This window comes from Streptomyces sp. NPDC030799 (assembly GCF_055572255.1).
The window spans coordinates 642599-658614 of the sequence record NZ_JBVIDS010000002.1; the positions used below are offsets into that span (position 1 = coordinate 642599).

Below are 16016 nucleotides of genomic sequence, written 5' to 3' on the forward strand. Positions count from 1 at the left end.
CCTGGTGCGGTCGGCAGGGCAGTGGCCGGCCGGGGCCTGCACTTGGTGCTTGGCCGTCCCGCGTCGGGGGGCGGCCTGGCCGCCGCAGGGCACTGGCGGCCAGGATCCGCGCGCCGCCGGGCACCGGTCCGACGGTTCGGGTCCCGGCCCGGCCCGCTCCGCCATCCGGTACGCGTCCCCCGCCCGCGACGCGGTACTCGCCCGCCCTTGCGCCACGGCAGCCGCACCCCTCGGAGGAGTCACCCGGTGACCCGCACGCACTCGTCCCACCGCCCGGTCGTCCTGGTGCTGCGCGCGCTCGGGCTCGGTGACCTGCTGGCCGGCGTGCCCGCGCTGCGCGGCATCCGGCGGGCCTTTCCCGGCCATCGCACCGTCCTCGCCCTGCCGCCGGCCCTCGCCGAACCGGCGCGCGCCACCGGGGCGGTCGACGCCGTCTTCCCGGCCGAGGCCCCGGGGCGGGCGGTGCCGTCCCTCACGCACTGGACCGGCGCGCCGCCCGACGTGGCGATCGACCTGCACGGCAACGGCCCGGAGAGCCGCGACGCCCTCGCGGCCGTACACCCGCGCAGGCTGCTCGCCCATGCCGCCCAGAACGGCCCGCCCTGGCAGGCCGACCTGCACGAACGGGACCGCTGGTGCGCCTTCCTGCACGCCTACGGCATCCCGGCCGACCCCTTGGACCTGCGGCTGCCCCGGCCGGGCACGCCGTCCCCGGCGCCGGGTGCGGTGGTCGTGCACCCCGGCGCGGCCTCCGGCTCCCGCCGCTGGCCGGGGGAGCGGTACGCCGCCGTCGTACGGTGCCTGCGCGCGGCCGGACACCACGTCGTGCTCACCGGCGGGCCCGGCGAGGAGGGCCTCGTGCGTTCGGTGGCCGAGCGCAGCGGACACCGAGCCCATGACGTACTCGCGGGCGGCCTGCCGTACGCCGAGCTGTCCGCGCTGGTGGCCGAGGCGTCCCTGGTGCTCAGCGGCGACACCGGCCTGGCGCATCTCGCGGTCGCCCACGGCACCCGCTCCGTCACCCTCTTCGGACCCGTGTCCCCGCGCCTGTGGGGCCCGCCCCGCAGCCCGGCTCACCTGGCCCTGTGGAAGCCCGGCCCGCCCGGCGACCCGCACGGCCGCAGCCCCGACGCCCGCCTGCTGCGCATCCGCTCCGGCGAGGTCGCCGCGGCCTGCCTGACGCTGCTCGGCCCGGCCGGCGGCGGCTCCCGGCAGGCCGGACCGGAGGTGGCGCATGTCCACTGAGTCCGCCCCCGGCCGCATCCGCAGGGCCACCGCTGCGCCGGACCCGCGCATCACCGTCGCCGTCATCACCCGCGACCGGGCCGCCAGCCTGCTGCGTACGCTCGACGCGCTGGCCGAGCTGCCCGAGCGGCCGCCGGTCATCGTCGTCGACAACTCCCGTGACGACAGCACCCGCAGGGCCGTGCGCGGTCACCCGGCCCTCACCCGCCTGCTGCGACCCGCGGTCAACACCGGCGCTCTCGGCCGCAACCTGGCCGTCCGGCACGCCCGCACCCCCTACGTCGCCTTCAGCGACGACGACTCCTGGTGGGAGCCGGGCAGCCTGCGCCGCGCCGCCGACCTCCTCGACCACCACCCCCGGCTCGGTCTGCTCGCCGCCCGCACCCTGGTCGGCGACCAGGCCGCCGAGGATCCCCTCAACGCCGTCCTCGACGCCTCGCCCCTGCCCGCGGAACCCGACCTGCCCGGCCGCCCGGTGCTCGGCTTCCTCGGTTGCGCCTGTGTGGTGCGCCGGGAGGCCTTCCTCGCCGTCGGCGGCTTCCACCCGCTGCTCTTCTTCGGCGGAGAGGAGACCCTGCTCGCCTACGACCTGGCCGCCGAGGGCTGGGGCGTCGCCTACGAACCCACACTGTGCGCCCGCCACCACCCCGAGGACCACGGCCGCACCGGCCGCCCCTTCCTGGTCCGCCGCAACCACGTGCTGACCACCTGTCTGCGCCGCCCCTGGCCCGTGGCGCTGCGGGCCGGTGCCGGCCTCGCCGTGGCCGCCGCGGCCGGCCGCCCGGGCGCGCGCCGCGCCCTGAAGGAGACCCTCGTGCGCTTCCCGGCCGCCCTGGCTCGCCGCCGCACCCTGCCCCCGCACGTCGAACACGCCGCCCGCCTGCTCGACCGGCAGGCGGCGGTACGCCCGCAGGAAGATCCCGCGCGATGACCCGGACCGCCCCCGACGACCGTACGACCGTCGTCGTGATCACCCACAACCGCCGCGAGGAACTGCTGCACACCCTCGCCCTGCTGCACCGGCTGCCCGAACGCCCCCGCGTGATCGTCACCGACAACGCCTCGACCGACGGCACCGCCGAAGCGGTCGCCCGCGACTTCCCCCAGGTGACACTGCTGCGCCCGGGCCGCAACCTGGGGGCCATCGGCCGCAACCTCGCCGTCCGGCAGGTCCGCACGCCCTACGTCGCCTTCTGCGACGACGACACCTGGTGGGAGCCCGGCAGCCTGCGCCGGGCCGCCGACCTGCTCGACGCCCGGCCCCGGCTCGCGGCCGTCACCGCACGGATCGTCGTGGAACCCGAAGGCACCGAGGACCCCGTCGTACGGGAACTGCGCGAGTCCCCGCTGCCCGGACCCGACTGGCTTCCCGGCCCCGCCCTCGGCTCGTTCCTCGCCGCCGCCACCGTGCTGCGGACCGAGGCCTTCCGGGCGGGCGGCGGCTTCCACCCCGGGCTGTGGCTCGGCGGCGAGGAGGAACTGCTCGCCTGCGACCTGCTGCGGCAGGGCTGGTGGCTCGCCTACGCCGAGGAGCTCACCGTGCACCACCGCGCCTCCCGGCTGCGCGACAGCACGGCCCGGCGCGTCCTCGGCCTGCGCAACACGCTGTGGTTCACCTGGCTGCGCCGCCCGCTGCTGCCGGCGCTGCGCCGCACCGGGCACCTGATGCGGACCGTGCCCCGGGACGCCGCGTCCGCGCGCGCCTTCGCCCACGCCACCGCCGGACTGCCCTGGGTGCTGCGCCAGCGCGACCCCGTACCGCCGGACCTGGAACGCCGGCTCGCGGCACTGGAACGGGCCCGCCGGAGTTCACCCGCACGGCGGTATGTCGGCTGAATCGCACCCGGCGCGACACGCCCGGCCGCAGTCGTTGCGCCGGGCGCGGCGCGCAGGCACAGTGAACTCCCCGGTCAAGACGCGGCTGGCTGCTCTGATCCTTCCCCGCCCAGGAAGCGCGATCCCCATGGATGACGGTCAGCGCCCCCGTGCCCGGGTCCGCCCCGGCGGCCCGGCCCCGCTGCTCCTGCAGACCGTGCACGAGCACCGCCCCGAGCTCGGCGCGCTCAGCGTCCTGAAGGCCCGGGGCACGGTCGACGCCTCCAACGCCGGGGAGTTCTCCGAGGCGCTCGCCGAGCACATCGCCGAGGCCGACAGAGCCGGCGAACACCCCGTGCTGGACATGACCGAGCTGTATCTCGCCTGCGCCGCGGCGGTGCGCGCCGTCGACCGGGCGACCGGGATCCTCGCCTTCGCCGGTCGCGCCCTGCCCGTCGTACAGCCCCGGCCGCACGTGCGGGAGGCGCTGCGCGCCGCGGGACTGCCGGGTGTGCGGGCCCATGCCACGATGGCGTCCGCCCTGGGTTCCCTGCAGAAACCGCTGGAGGCCGCACGACGCGCGGGGCCGCGGCCCGGCGGCACCGCCTGGTGAGCACACCGGCGGGCATCCGTCCGGCGCGGTGGATGGCGCGATCGCGGGTCGGACACCTACCGTGCACAGTGGTCAGGAAGAGGCCTTTTGAGTCTTCTGCGACGTCCTGATCCCGGTGATGCCATGAAACCCTCTTCCGAACCGCCCGCCGCCCCGGCCCCGCTCGTCATCGAGTCGTCCGTCGTGGAGGGACTGCCCGCCGAGGGAGCGCTGCTGCTGCGCATGTCGGGCAGCCTCGACGCCGCGGGAGCCGAGGCCTGGTCGGCGGAGCTGCGCGGGCACCTGGAGGAGGCGGACCGCGCGGGCCTGCGGCCCGTCCTCGACATGGGCCATGTGCAACTCGGCGGTGCCGCCGTGCTGCACACGCTCAGTGAGACGACCCGGTCGCGCACCGGACGCCCGGACCTGATCATCGTCCGTGCCCGGCCCGGAGTGCGCGAGGCGGTGCACCTGGCCCGCCTGAACGGCGTCCGGCTCTACGCCACCCTCGACGAGGCGCTGCACGAGCTCGCCCGCGCCGCCTCCCGCGTGGAGGACCTGCCCGCCTGGCGGTCGCAGATGGCGGATCCGCTGCGGCCCAGTTACGAGGACCTGCGCAAGGAGGTGCGCGCGCTGCGCGCCCGGGTACGCACCGCGCCGGTCATCGGCATGGCGCAGGGCGTGCTCATGGTCCGCTACGGCCTGCCCGACTCCGGCAGCGCCTTCCGGGTGCTGCGCGAGGCCTCGCAGCGGTTCAACGTGCCGCTGCGCGTCCTCGTCTCCGCGGTGGTGGTGGCCCGGCCCCCGGACGGCGAGGTGTGGTTCCCGGGCCGGCGCTGCCTGCCCGTGCCGCAGCTGCGGATCCTGGCCCGCGACGGCCGTGACCCCCGCTACCGCCGGCAGATGATCGACGCCGTCCTGCACGAGGCGCTGGCCATCGGGCGGGCCCCGGCGGGGTACGTGCGCTTCGTCGACCCGGCCGCGAACACGCTGATGCTGGAGACCCACTACGGCTGCGTGGACACGTTCGTCGACCACCTCGTGCGCGGCCGGGACGAGGGCACGGCCGACGCGGTGGCGCGAGTGCGCGGATGCCGGGTGAGCATGCCCGACGTGGCCGCCGACGCGCTGCTCTCCGAGGAGTTCCGGCGCGTCCTGCTGACCACGGGCACCGGTGCCCTGCAGAGCGTGCCCGTGCTGTCCTCGGCCGGCTCCTGCACCGGCGTGATCACCCTGCACTGGCCCGACGCCGGGCACCGGCCGACCGCCGCCCAGGCCGAGGCGCTCGGCCTGCTGGCCGCCGACACGGCGGCCTGGCTGAGCTGGTACCACCGCTCGGTACTCCTCGACGCCCTCGAACACCTCCACCGGGCGGCGAGCGGTTCCGCCCCCTTGCCCGCCGCATCCGGCGCGGGTGACCCGCACGGCTCTGGGAACCCGGAGCGTGCACGCACCCCGCACCATTCGGAGGGAGTCCGGCGCATGTCCAATCCGCAGCAGCCCGAACAGCGGCGCAGTGACAAGGGAGGCGCCACCCCGCAGGACAGCGGCGAGCTGAAGGCCCGCCAGACGGCCGACCGGAAGGCGGGCCGCCCGCACGGCTCGGACAAGGGCGAGAAGGGCGGCGGCGAGGGCGGCGGCGTACCTCCGTCCCAGCGCCCCGACCACCCCTGACCGCCCCCCGGCTCCTGTCGGCGGGTCCTGGTCGGCGCCCGAGCGCCCACCGGGGCCTCAGCCAGGAGCCCCGGACCTCCGGCAAGCCACCACCCGCCCACCGTCCCCGCCACCCGGCAGCCACGCCGGGTGGCGATGGTGCTCGCGGGGCGGGGACGAGCGTGCCGACGGCCGGCGGGGAGCGGTCCGCGGGCCTGTAAGGCGGTGGCGGTACGCCTGGTGAACAGGCGGTCGGGTGCTTGCGCGGGGTGCCCGTGCTGCGGTCATGGGGGCGAGACCGAGCGGCTGCCGATGGGCGTCCCCGCCCCTGCCCGTGTCTTCCGACGCGGGACGAGCGCGTGCCGGGCGGGCAGCCCTGGGTCGTGCCCGTACCCGGGCGCACACCGGCCGCCGCCTCCAGGAGGCGTGCCGCGCCCCGTCCGGCGTCGCATCCCAGGCGCTAGGCTCCCGGTATGCGGATCTCCGTCTCCTCCGACATGGACGAGCCCGTGGCCCGTCTGCTGATCGCCGAGTTGCAGCGCCGTGGCCACGAGGTCCGGGCGTACGGCGCGCTGCAGCCGGGCGCCGACGCGCAGTGGGCGGTCTGCTCGGCGGCGGCCGCCCGGGACGTGGCCGAGGGCGCGGCCGATCAGGCGGTGGTGTGCTGCTGGACCGGCACGGGTGCGTCCATCGCGGCCAACAAGGTGCCCGGCGTGCGCGCGGCGCTGTGCACGGATGCCGTGACCTCGGACGGTGCGCGCCGCTGGAACGATGCCAACGTCCTCGCGCTGAGCCTGCGCCTGACCTCCGAACCGCTGCTGAAGGAGATCCTCGACGCCTGGTTCGCGGCGGAACCCAGCCAGGACCCCGAGGACCGGCAGAACGTGGCCCGCGTCGGCCGCCTGGACGCCGCCCGCAAGGATTCCTAGGGGCGTAGGGCGGTCCGGCGCGGGCCGGGATTCAGTGGGCGCCCAGTCCGCCGCCGCCGAACGAACCGCTGGAACCCCGGCTCCAGCGCGGACGATCCTTCGACGCGCTCGGCTTGGAGTCCATGTTGCTCAGCTCGTACGGGGTGAGCGGACGGCTGCCCTTGGGGACCTGGGGAACCTCCTGGGATTCTCTGTTCTCCCGCAGTTCGCGCACCGGGCCGTCGGGCGGCAGCTTGGGCTGTTCCTCGGGCCGCGGCCGAGGAGACTCGCGGTACTTGACGCGGGAGTTCATCCAGAAGCCGCCGGCGAGCAGCGCCAGGACACCCATGGCCACGATGAACAGAACCAGGCTCATCAGGCCGCTCGCTGCGGCCAGCTGCATCGATGCGGTACTCATACAACTAGGCATACCCCGCCCAGAACCGGACGAACCGGACACAATGCGTGACGGCGGTGGACGTACCGCGCGGTCCCGGCATCCATGGTGCGCGGCGGCGCGGCGCCCCCCGCCGCCGTGCGCGTCGACACCGGCGCCCTCTGCGGCCCGGATGGTGGTTTGCCGTGCTGTGCCCCGGCTACCCGCACAATGTGACATCGCCCACCTCGCAGCAGCTCTACCGGTTCCTGGAGGACCGCTTCGCCTGTGCACAGGCGTGCACCGAGTGCGCCAGGGCCTGCGCGGTGCGCGCGAGCCTGGTCGACCCGGACGGCACCGAGCGCCAGGAGCGGGTGCGCAGACTGGGCATCATGTGCGCCGAGGTGTGCGACTCCACGTGCCGCATCCTGGGCGAGGAGAATCGGCAGGACGAGGACGAGATCCGGGTCCGGCTCGACTGGTGCCGCTCGGCCTGCCTGGAGTGCGCCCGCGCCTTCGACGACCAGCCCGGCGCCGAGTCGGCCGCAGCCACCTGCCGGGCGTGCGCCGACGCCTGCTCGGAGTTCCTGCACAGCCTCGTGTGACTTTCCCGCGGCAAGCCCGGAATTCCCCGGGACACGTCATTCCCTATTTCTGAAACACGTTCTACGGTGTGCGCCGTCAGGACCGCCCTTGGGGAGCCTGGAGGCGCCGTGCACCTCGACCACACGCCCGAGCAGCAGCGACTGCGCGCCGAGCTGCGCGCCTACTTCGCGGAACTGGTTCCGGACAACGCCTACGCCCGGTACGCCGACCCGGCCGCCCAGAAGCGGTTCTACCGGGACACCATCCGCCGGCTCGGCACCGACGGCTGGCTCGGCGTCGGCTGGCCGAAGGAGTACGGCGGGCGCGGCATGACGGCGATGGAGCAGTTCATCTTCTTCGACGAGGCCGCGCAGGCCGGCGTACCACTGCCGCTGATGGCACTGAACACGGTCGGCCCGACGCTCATGCGGTTCGGCACCGACGAGCAGAAGGCGTACTTCCTCCCGCGCATCCTCTCCGGCGAGATCGACTTCGCCATCGGCTACAGCGAACCGGACGCCGGCACCGACCTCGCCTCCCTCAGGACCAGGGCCGTACGCGAGGGCGACGAGTACGTCGTCAACGGGCAGAAGATCTGGACGACGAACGGGGACACCGCGGACTGGGTGTGGCTCGCCGTGCGCACCGACCCGGACGCCCCGCCGCACAAGGGCATCACCATGCTGCTGGTGCCGACCTCCGACCCGGGATACTCCTGCACGCTCATCACCACGCTCGCCTCCCACGACACCACCGCGAGCTACTACGAGAACATCCGCGTCCCCCTCTCCCGCCGCGTCGGCGAGGAGAACCAGGGCTGGCGGCTGATCACCAACCAGCTCAACCACGAACGCGTCACCCTCGCCGCGCACGGCACCATGGCCGTCCGCGCCCTGCACGACGTCCAGCGGTGGGCGACGGAGACGAAACTCGCCGACGGCCGCCGCGTGGTGGATCTGGGCTGGGTACGCCGGCTCCTCGCCCGCACCCACACCCGGCTCGACGCGCTGAAGCTCCTGAACTGGCAGATGGTCACGGCCGTCCAGGACGGCACACTCACCCCGCAGGACGCCTCCGCCGTCAAGGTCTACGGCTCCGAGGCCCGCCGCGACGCCTACGCCTGGCTCATGGAGATCGCCGGCGCCGCGGGACCGCTGAAGGAGGGCTCGGCGGGTGCCGTCCTGCACGGCGAACTGGAGCGCGGCTATCGCTCGGCGGTCATCTTCACCTTCGGCGGCGGCAACAACGAGATCCAGCGCGAGATCATCTCCTGGATCGGCCTGGGGATGCCGAGGGTACGGCGCTAGCCTGCGGGCATGGGCGATCCCGGGCTGTTCACGCCGAACTCGGTGACCTGGCAGATGCACGGCGATCCCATGATGTGGGTCGCCGGCGTCCGCGCGCTCTACCTTCAGGCCCTGCACCCGCGCGCGGTCCGCGGGGTCATGCAGAACTCCGACTTCCGGCGCGACGCCTGGGGCCGGCTGATGCGCACCGCGAACTTCGTCGGCACGACGACCTACGGCACCACGCAGGCCGCCGAGCGGGCCGGCGCGCGCGTACGGAAGATCCACAGCATGCTGACGGCCACCGACCCGGACACCGGCGAGCGCTACGGCGTCGACGAGCCCGAACTGCTGCTGTGGGTGCACTGCGCGGAGATCGACTCCTATCTGCACGTGCTGCGCCGCTCGGGCTTCCCGCTCACCGACGCCCAGGCCGACCGGTACATAGCCGAACACCGGGTCAGCGCGCGCCTGGTGGGCCTGGATCCGGAGACCGTACCGGCGAGCCGGGCCGAACTCGCCGCGTACTTCGACAGGGTACGGCCGCAGCTGGCGGCGGGGCGCGAGGCACGCGAGGTGGACGACTTCCTGCTCCGCCCGCCGACGCATCCCCTCCTCGTCCCGGCGCGCGAGGCGCTGTGGCGGCGCGTGGCGCAGTTGGCGTACGCCGCTCTGCCGCCGTACGCCCACGAGCTGTACGGCAGACCGGCCCCCGCACCTGCCGTCGTGACCCGCCGGTTGCGGGCCACGGGCGCGCTGCTGCGCCGCGTTCCGGCACGTGTGCGCTGGCAGCTGCCGCCCAAACACATCCTGAGGGCCATGGCGAGGCTCGGCCCGCAGGCACGTCCGGCACCGTACAAAGTCGGACGATAGACCGCCATACTGGACGGGCAGGGGGGTGTGGCGCGGATCGGGACGGCGCGGTGGGGCGCGGTTCCGAGCCGGCCTCCTGGGCGGCGGGGCGGACGGCGACGGGGGCGGCGGATCGCTATGGGGGAGAACAGGCTGGTTCAGGACCGGTACCGGCTGCTCGACCTGATCGGGCGGGGCGGGATGGGCGAGGTGTGGCGGGCCCGGGACGAGTCCCTCGGCCGGCAGGTCGCCGTGAAGTGCCTCAAGCCGCTCGGCCCCCACCACGATCCGTCCCTCACCCGCGCCCTGCGGGAGCGCTTCCGCCGCGAGGCACGGGTGGCGGCCGCCCTCTCGCACCGCGGGGTGACCGTCGTCCATGACTTCGGCGAGTCCGACGGGGTGCCGTACCTGGTGATGGAGCTGCTGGAGGGCCGGGACCTGAGCCGGCTGCTGGAGGACAACAAGGGGCATCCGCTGCCCGTGGACGACGTGGCGGACATCGCCGCCCAGGTCGCCGCCGCCCTCGCCTACACCCATGAACACGGCGTTGTCCACCGGGACTTGAAGCCGGCCAACATCGTGCGGCTGGCCGACGGCACCGTGAAGATCTGCGACTTCGGCATCGCCCGCCTCGGCCACGACATCGGCTTCACCGCCCGGCTCACCGGCACCGGCGTCGCCCTGGGCACCCCGCACTACATGTCTCCGGAGCAGATCGGCGGCGATGCGGTCGACCAGCGCAGCGACCTGTATTCGCTGGGCTGCGTGCTGTACGAAATCGCCACCGGGGCCCCGCCGTTCGACCTGGAGGACGCCTGGGCGGTCCTCATCGGCCACCGCGACACCCCACCCCGCCCCCCACGCGAACAGCGCCCGGAACTGCCGGTCCACCTGGAGGACGTCATTCTCACCTTGCTGGCCAAACGGCCGGAGGAACGGCCGCAGGATGCCGGGGAGCTGGTCCGCCGTCTCCTGGGCGGCCGCACAACGGCCACCGCCGTTCCTGCCGTTCGCATCCCGGACGTGAGAGACGGAACCCGTCTGCCGTCCTGGACCCGGGACATGACCACCGGCCACAAGGCTCTCAGCGCCGACTTCCACGCACTGCCGCCCGACTCGGGCGCGGCTCTGTCAGTCCGCTGGGTCGCAGCGCCCGGACGGGACGCGGGGCCGTATCCGACAGGCGACCACCGTCACGCGGGCGTGCCCGGTCACGGGGGTCCCGCAGACGCCCGACGACCCCAACCGGTACTTCCCGAGGCGCGCACGGCACTTCCCGAGGAGGGCACCGCTGCCTCCGCCCTCCTGCGCGCCGGCCGGGCCGCCGAGGCGCTGGCCGCCTACACGCATCTCGCGGAGACCAGAGCACGTGTGCTCGGCGGCGACCATCCCGACACCCTCGCCGCCCGCCAGGAGACGGCCTATGTGCTGGGACGGCTGGGCCGCCACTTCGAGGCCCACCAGGTGTACGCGGAGGTGCTGGCCGCCCGGGTGCGCGTCATGGGCCCCGACCATCCCGACACCCTGCGCTGCCGCCACAACCTCGCCTGCACCCTCGGCCGGCTCGGCCGCCTGGACGACGCCTGCCGTACGGCCCTGGAGGTGGCCGCCGCCCGGGCCCGGGTGCTCGGTCCCGACCATCCCGACACCCTGGTCTCGCGCTGCGAGCTCGCCTACGCCGAGGGCCAGTCGGGCCACTGGCAAGAGGCGCTGCGCATCTACCGCGAGGTCGCCGGGGCCAGAGCGCGCGTCCTCGGCGCCGACCACCCCGACACGCTCGCCGCCCGCTACGAGACCGCCCTCAGCCTCGGCCGCCTCGGTCGCAGCGCGGACGCCCTGCGCGTGTACCGCGAGCTGGTCGGGGACCGTACCCGCGTCCAGGGCCCCACCCATCCCGAGACCCTGCGCGCCCGGCACGGCCTCGGGGTCAATCTCGGCCGGCTCGGGTGCTGGGAGGACGCCCTGACCGAGGCCCGGGAGGTGTGCCTGCTCCGCGAGCAGACCCTGGGGCCCGCGCACCCCGACACGCTCGTCAGCCGCCGTGAGGTCGCGGTCGCCCTGGGCTGGCTGGGCCGCTGGGAGGAGGCCCTCACCGAGTACCGGCGGATCACCGCGACCCGCGAGCAGATCCTCGGCCCGGACCACCCCGACACCCTCGCCGGCCGCAACGACGAGGCGCACTGTCTCGAACGCCTGGGCCGCAGCGCCGAGGCGGTGGAGCTGTACCGGCGGGTCGCCGTACTGAGTCGGCAGCGGCCTTCCGGCGGGCGGTGACAGCGGAGCGTCCGGCCGGCCACCGGGCAGCGACGAGGACCACCGGTACGTGCTCTCGCCGACGGGGATCATCCCGTGTTACCAAGAACCATGTCTGCCAACGAGGGAACCCGCGCGTACGACGCCGTCATCGTCGGCGGCGGCCACAACGGCCTGGTCGCCGCCGCCTACCTGGCCCGCGCCGGCCGTTCGGTGCTGGTGCTGGAACGGCTCGACCACACCGGCGGTGCCGCCGTCTCCACCCGCCCCTTCGCCGGTGTCGACGCCCGGCTGTCGCGCTACTCGTACCTGGTCAGCCTGCTGCCGCAGAAGATCGTGCGCGACCTCGCCCTGGACTTCCGCGTCCGCTCCCGCACCATCTCCTCCTACACCCCGGCGGAGCGGGACGGCTGGCCCACCGGACTCCTCGTCGGCGGCGGCGAGTCCCGCACCAGGGAGGCCTTCGCCCGGCTGACCGGCGGCGACGACGAGTACAGGGCGTGGCAGCGCTTCTACGGCATGACCACGCGGGTCGCCGAGCGTGTCTTCCCGACCCTCACCGAGCCCCTGCCCAGCCGCGAGGAGCTGCGCCGCCGCATCGACGACGAGACCGCCTGGCGAACCCTGTTCGAGGAACCGATCGGCGTCGCCGTCGAGGAGAACTTCACGGACGACCTCGTCCGGGGCGTGGTCCTCACCGACGCCCTCATCGGCACCTTCGCCGACGCCCACGACCCCTCCCTGGCCCAGAACCGCTGCTTCCTCTACCACGTCATCGGCGGCGGTACCGGCGCCTGGGACGTGCCCGTCGGCGGCATGGGCGCCCTCACCGACGCCCTGGCCGCCGCCGCCCGGTCGGCGGGCGCGGTCGTCGCGACCGGGCACGAGGCGGTCCGGATCGCCACCGACGGCGAAACCGCCGAGGTCACCTACCGCACGGCCGACGGCGAGGGCGTCGCCGCCGCCCGGCACGTCCTGGTGAACGCCTCTCCGCAGGACCTGGCCACGCTCACCGGCGACGCGGCGCCCGAACCCGCCGAGGGAGCCCAGCTCAAGGTCAACATGCTGCTCACCCGGCTGCCCGGGCTGCGCGACCCGGCCGTCGACCCGCGCGAGGCCTTCGCCGGCACCTTCCACATCGCCGAGGGCTACCGGCAGCTGGCCACCTCCCACGCCCAGGCCGCCGCCGGTGAACTCCCCGCCGTGCCGCCCTCGGAGATCTACTGCCACTCCCTGACCGACCCCACCATCCTCGGCCCCGACCTCGCCGCGCGCGGCTACCAGACGCTCACCCTGTTCGGCCTGCACACCCCCGCCCGGCTCTTCGACCGGGACAACGACGCCGTACGCGACGAACTGCTGAAGTCCACCCTCGCCCAGCTCGACGCCCACCTCGCCGAACCCCTAGCCGACTGCCTGGCCACGGACGCCGACGGTCGCCCCTGCATCGAGGCGAAGACCCCGCTCGACCTCGAACGGGACCTGCGGCTGCCCGGCGGCAACATCTTCCACCGCGCCCTGTCCTGGCCCTACGCGCAGCCGGAAACGGGCCGCTGGGGAGTGGAGACCCGGCACCCGAACGTGCTGCTGTGCGGCGCGGGCGCGGTGCGCGGGGGAGGGGTGAGCGGCGTACCGGGACACAACGCGGCGATGGCGGTGCTGGAGACCACCGCAGAACGCGACAGGGCGAAGTGACGTCACAGCGCGAAAAGAATCTGACGTTCCGTCAGAAAAGCACTTCCGTCGTCCAGCCGACTGCGGCATCCTGCGCCCATGCAGACGGAGCTGAGCAGGAAACTGGGAGTCGAGCACGCCGTCTTCGGCTTCACGCCGTTCCCCGCCGTCGCCGCGGCCATCAGCCGGGCCGGCGGCTTCGGCGTGCTCGGCGCGGTCCGCTACACCGCCCCCGACGACCTCGCACGCGACCTCGACTGGCTCGACGCACACACCGGCGGCCGGCCCTACGGGCTGGACGTCGTCATGCCCGCCAAGAAGGTCGAAGCCCCGGAAAACCACACACTGACCGAGGCAGACGTCGAGGCCATGATCCCCGAGGGCCACCGGGAGTTCGTGCGCGAGACCCTCGCCAAGTACGGCGTCCCGGAGCTGGCCGAGGGCGAGGCGTCCGGGTGGCGCATCACGGGCTGGATGGAGCAGGTCGCCCGTACCCAGCTCGACGTCGCCTTCGACCACCCGATCCGGCTGCTCGCCAACGCCCTCGGCTCCCCGCCCGCCGATGTCGTCGCCCGCGCCCACGACCGGGACATCCTGGTGGCCGCGCTCGCGGGCAGCGCCCGGCACGCCCGCAAGCACCAGGAGGCGGGCATCGACATCGTCGTCGCCCAGGGCTACGAGGCGGGCGGCCACACCGGCGAGATCGCCACCATGGTGCTCACCCCCGAGGTCGTGGAAGCCGTCGACCCGCTGCCCGTGCTGGCCGCGGGAGGCATCGGCAGCGGACAGCAGGTGGCCGCGGCCCTCGCCCTCGGCGCCCAAGGAGTATGGCTGGGCTCGCTATGGCTGACCACCACAGAGGCGGACCTGCACTCCGCCGCCCTGACCCGCAAACTCCTCGCCGCCGGCTCCGGCGACACCGTCCGCTCCCGTGCCCTGACGGGCAAGCCCGCACGTCAGCTCCGTACCGAGTGGACCGACGCGTGGGACGACCCGGCCGGACCCGGCACCCTGCCCATGCCGCTGCAGGGCCTGCTGGTGGCCGAAGCGGTCTCCCGCATCCAGAAGTACGAGGTCGAACCGCTGCTCGGCACCCCGGTCGGCCAGATCGTCGGCCGGATGAGCAGTGAACGCAGCGTCCAGGCCGTCCTCGACGACCTCACCCGCGGCTTCGAGGAGGCCGTGGACCGCATCAACCGCATCGCCGGAAGGAGCGGCCAGTCGTGAGCACACCCCCTGCCGGTTTCTGGGCCCAGGCCGCCCAGCACCCCGACCGCACCGTCCTGGTCGCCCCCGACGGCGAGGAGTGGACCGCCGAACGCCTGCACTCCGCCGCCAACAAGCTCGTCCACGGGCTGCGCGCGGCCGGACTGGAACGCGGTGACGCCTTCGCCGTCGTCCTGCCCAACGGCGTCGAGTTCCTCACCGCCTACCTGGCCGCCACCCAGGCCGGCCTCTATCTGGTCCCGGTCAACCACCACCTCGTCGGCCCCGAGATCGCCTGGATCGTCGCCGACTCGGGCGCCAAGGTGCTCCTGGCCCACGAGCGGTTCGCCGACGCGGCGCGCCGGGCCGCCGACGAGGCCGGACTCCCGGCCACGCACCGCTACGGGATCGGTGCGGTCGACGGCTTCCGGCCGTACGCCGAACTCCTCGACGGGCAGCCCAAGTCGCCCCCCTCCGGCCGCGAACTCGGCTGGGTCATGAACTACACCTCGGGTACGACGGGACGCCCGCGCGGCATCCGCCGTGCACTGCCCGGCAGGCCGCCCGAGGAGTCCTACCTGGGCGGCTTCCTCGGGATCTTCGGCATCAAGCCGTTCGACGACAACGTCCACCTGGTCTGCTCGCCGCTCTACCACACGGCCGTCCTGCAGTTCGCGGGCGCGTCCCTGCACATCGGCCACCGCCTGGTCCTGATGGACAAGTGGACCCCCGAGGAGATGCTCCGCAGCATCCACACCCACCGCTGCACGCACACCCATATGGTCCCCACCCAGTTCCACCGCCTGCTGGCCCTCCCCGACGAGGTGAAGGCCCGCTACGACGTGTCCTCCATGCGGCACGCCATCCATGGCGCGGCCCCCTGCCCCGACCACGTCAAGCGAGCCATGATCGACTGGTGGGGGCACTGCGTCGAGGAGTACTACGCGGCCAGCGAGGGCGGCGGTGCGTTCGCCACCGCGGAGGACTGGCTGAAGAAGCCCGGGACGGTCGGCAGGGCCTGGCCCATCAGCGAACTCGCGATCTTCGATGACGACGGCAACCGGCTCCCACCGGGACAACTGGGCACCGTCTACATGAAGATGAGCACCGGCGGCTTCTCGTACCACAAGGACGAGACCAAGACCCGCAAGAACCGCATCGGCGACTTCTTCACCGTCGGCGACCTCGGCTACCTGGACGAGGACGGCTACCTCTTCCTGCGCGACCGCAAGATCGACATGATCATCTCCGGCGGGGTCAACATCTACCCGGCCGAGATCGAGTCCGTGCTGCTCTCCCACCCGGCCGTCGCCGACGCCGCCGCCTTCGGCATCCCGCACGACGACTGGGGCGAGGAGGTCAAGGCGGTCGTCGAGCCGGCCCCCGGCCATGAACCGGGCCCGGCCCTCGCCACCGCCCTGCTCGACCACTGCGCCGAACGGCTCGCCGGCTACAAGCGGCCCAAGAGCATCGACTTCATCGCCGAGATGCCCCGCGATCCCAACGGCAAGTTGTACAAGCGGCGGTTGCGGGACCCGTACTGGCAGGGGCGTACGCGGGCGGTGTGACCG

At 74.0% G+C, this 16016-nt stretch carries 14 protein-coding genes; 13 read left to right on the forward strand and 1 reads right to left on the reverse strand.

Features of this window, described 5'->3' with window-relative positions; translation table 11 throughout:
* The first annotated feature begins 246 nt into the window (after nt 1–246).
* The 6 genes from ACZ41I_RS06800 (at nt 247) to ACZ41I_RS06825 (ending at nt 6234) form a co-directional block, all read left to right on the forward strand.
* A complete protein-coding gene (locus ACZ41I_RS06800) occupies nt 247–1245 on the forward strand; it encodes a glycosyltransferase family 9 protein (protein WP_468513355.1) in 999 nt (332 codons plus the stop codon).
* Nucleotides 1235–2176, forward strand: a complete 942-nt coding sequence (locus ACZ41I_RS06805; RefSeq protein ID WP_468513356.1) for a glycosyltransferase family 2 protein — start codon at nt 1235–1237, stop codon at nt 2174–2176. Before ACZ41I_RS06800 ends, ACZ41I_RS06805 begins: the two co-directional genes overlap by 11 nt.
* A complete protein-coding gene (locus ACZ41I_RS06810; protein ID WP_468513357.1) occupies nt 2173–3081 on the forward strand; it encodes a glycosyltransferase family 2 protein in 909 nt (302 codons plus the stop codon). The genes ACZ41I_RS06805 and ACZ41I_RS06810 overlap by 4 nt, the downstream gene beginning before the upstream one ends.
* A 127-nt stretch (nt 3082–3208) precedes the next feature.
* Complete coding sequence (locus tag ACZ41I_RS06815) at nt 3209–3673, forward strand: STAS domain-containing protein (protein WP_468318008.1); 465 nt, start codon at nt 3209–3211, stop codon at nt 3671–3673.
* A gap of 123 nt (nt 3674–3796) precedes the next feature.
* Nucleotides 3797–5326 (forward strand): ANTAR domain-containing protein, encoded by a 1530-nt coding sequence (locus ACZ41I_RS06820; RefSeq protein WP_468513358.1) that lies wholly within the window; start codon nt 3797–3799, stop codon nt 5324–5326.
* Nucleotides 5327–5778: 452 nt separating this feature from the next.
* Nucleotides 5779–6234, forward strand: coding sequence for an RpiB/LacA/LacB family sugar-phosphate isomerase (locus ACZ41I_RS06825; protein ID WP_399762630.1), 456 nt, complete (start codon nt 5779–5781; stop codon nt 6232–6234).
* Nucleotides 6235–6265: 31 nt separating this feature from the next.
* On the opposite strand, the gene ACZ41I_RS06830 is transcribed toward ACZ41I_RS06825, so the two are convergent.
* Nucleotides 6266–6631: a DUF6479 family protein gene (locus ACZ41I_RS06830; RefSeq protein ID WP_363218346.1), complete on the reverse strand. Its 366-nt coding sequence runs from the start codon at nt 6629–6631 to the stop codon at nt 6266–6268.
* Between the two features lie 191 nt (nt 6632–6822).
* On the opposite strand from ACZ41I_RS06830, the gene ACZ41I_RS06835 reads away from it, so the two are divergent.
* From ACZ41I_RS06835 to ACZ41I_RS06865, 7 genes are all read left to right on the forward strand, one after another.
* Nucleotides 6823–7194: a four-helix bundle copper-binding protein gene (locus ACZ41I_RS06835; RefSeq protein ID WP_399762626.1), complete on the forward strand. Its 372-nt coding sequence runs from the start codon at nt 6823–6825 to the stop codon at nt 7192–7194.
* A gap of 108 nt (nt 7195–7302) precedes the next feature.
* Nucleotides 7303–8481 (forward strand): acyl-CoA dehydrogenase family protein, encoded by a 1179-nt coding sequence (locus tag ACZ41I_RS06840; RefSeq protein WP_468513359.1) that lies wholly within the window; start codon nt 7303–7305, stop codon nt 8479–8481.
* Nucleotides 8482–8490: 9 nt separating this feature from the next.
* Entirely contained in the window at nt 8491–9333 is an 843-nt protein-coding gene (locus ACZ41I_RS06845) for an oxygenase MpaB family protein (RefSeq protein ID WP_399762623.1), read from the forward strand.
* 117 nt (nt 9334–9450) lie between these two features.
* Nucleotides 9451–11586, forward strand: coding sequence for a serine/threonine-protein kinase (locus ACZ41I_RS06850; protein ID WP_468513360.1), 2136 nt, complete (start codon nt 9451–9453; stop codon nt 11584–11586).
* Nucleotides 11587–11676: 90 nt separating this feature from the next.
* Nucleotides 11677–13260: a phytoene desaturase family protein gene (locus ACZ41I_RS06855; protein WP_468513361.1), complete on the forward strand. Its 1584-nt coding sequence runs from the start codon at nt 11677–11679 to the stop codon at nt 13258–13260.
* Nucleotides 13261–13338: 78 nt separating this feature from the next.
* Entirely contained in the window at nt 13339–14466 is a 1128-nt protein-coding gene (locus tag ACZ41I_RS06860; protein ID WP_468318174.1) for a nitronate monooxygenase, read from the forward strand.
* Entirely contained in the window at nt 14463–16013 is a 1551-nt protein-coding gene (locus tag ACZ41I_RS06865) for an acyl-CoA synthetase (protein ID WP_468513362.1), read from the forward strand. Before ACZ41I_RS06860 ends, ACZ41I_RS06865 begins: the two co-directional genes overlap by 4 nt.
* Nucleotides 16014–16016 lie beyond the last annotated feature (3 nt).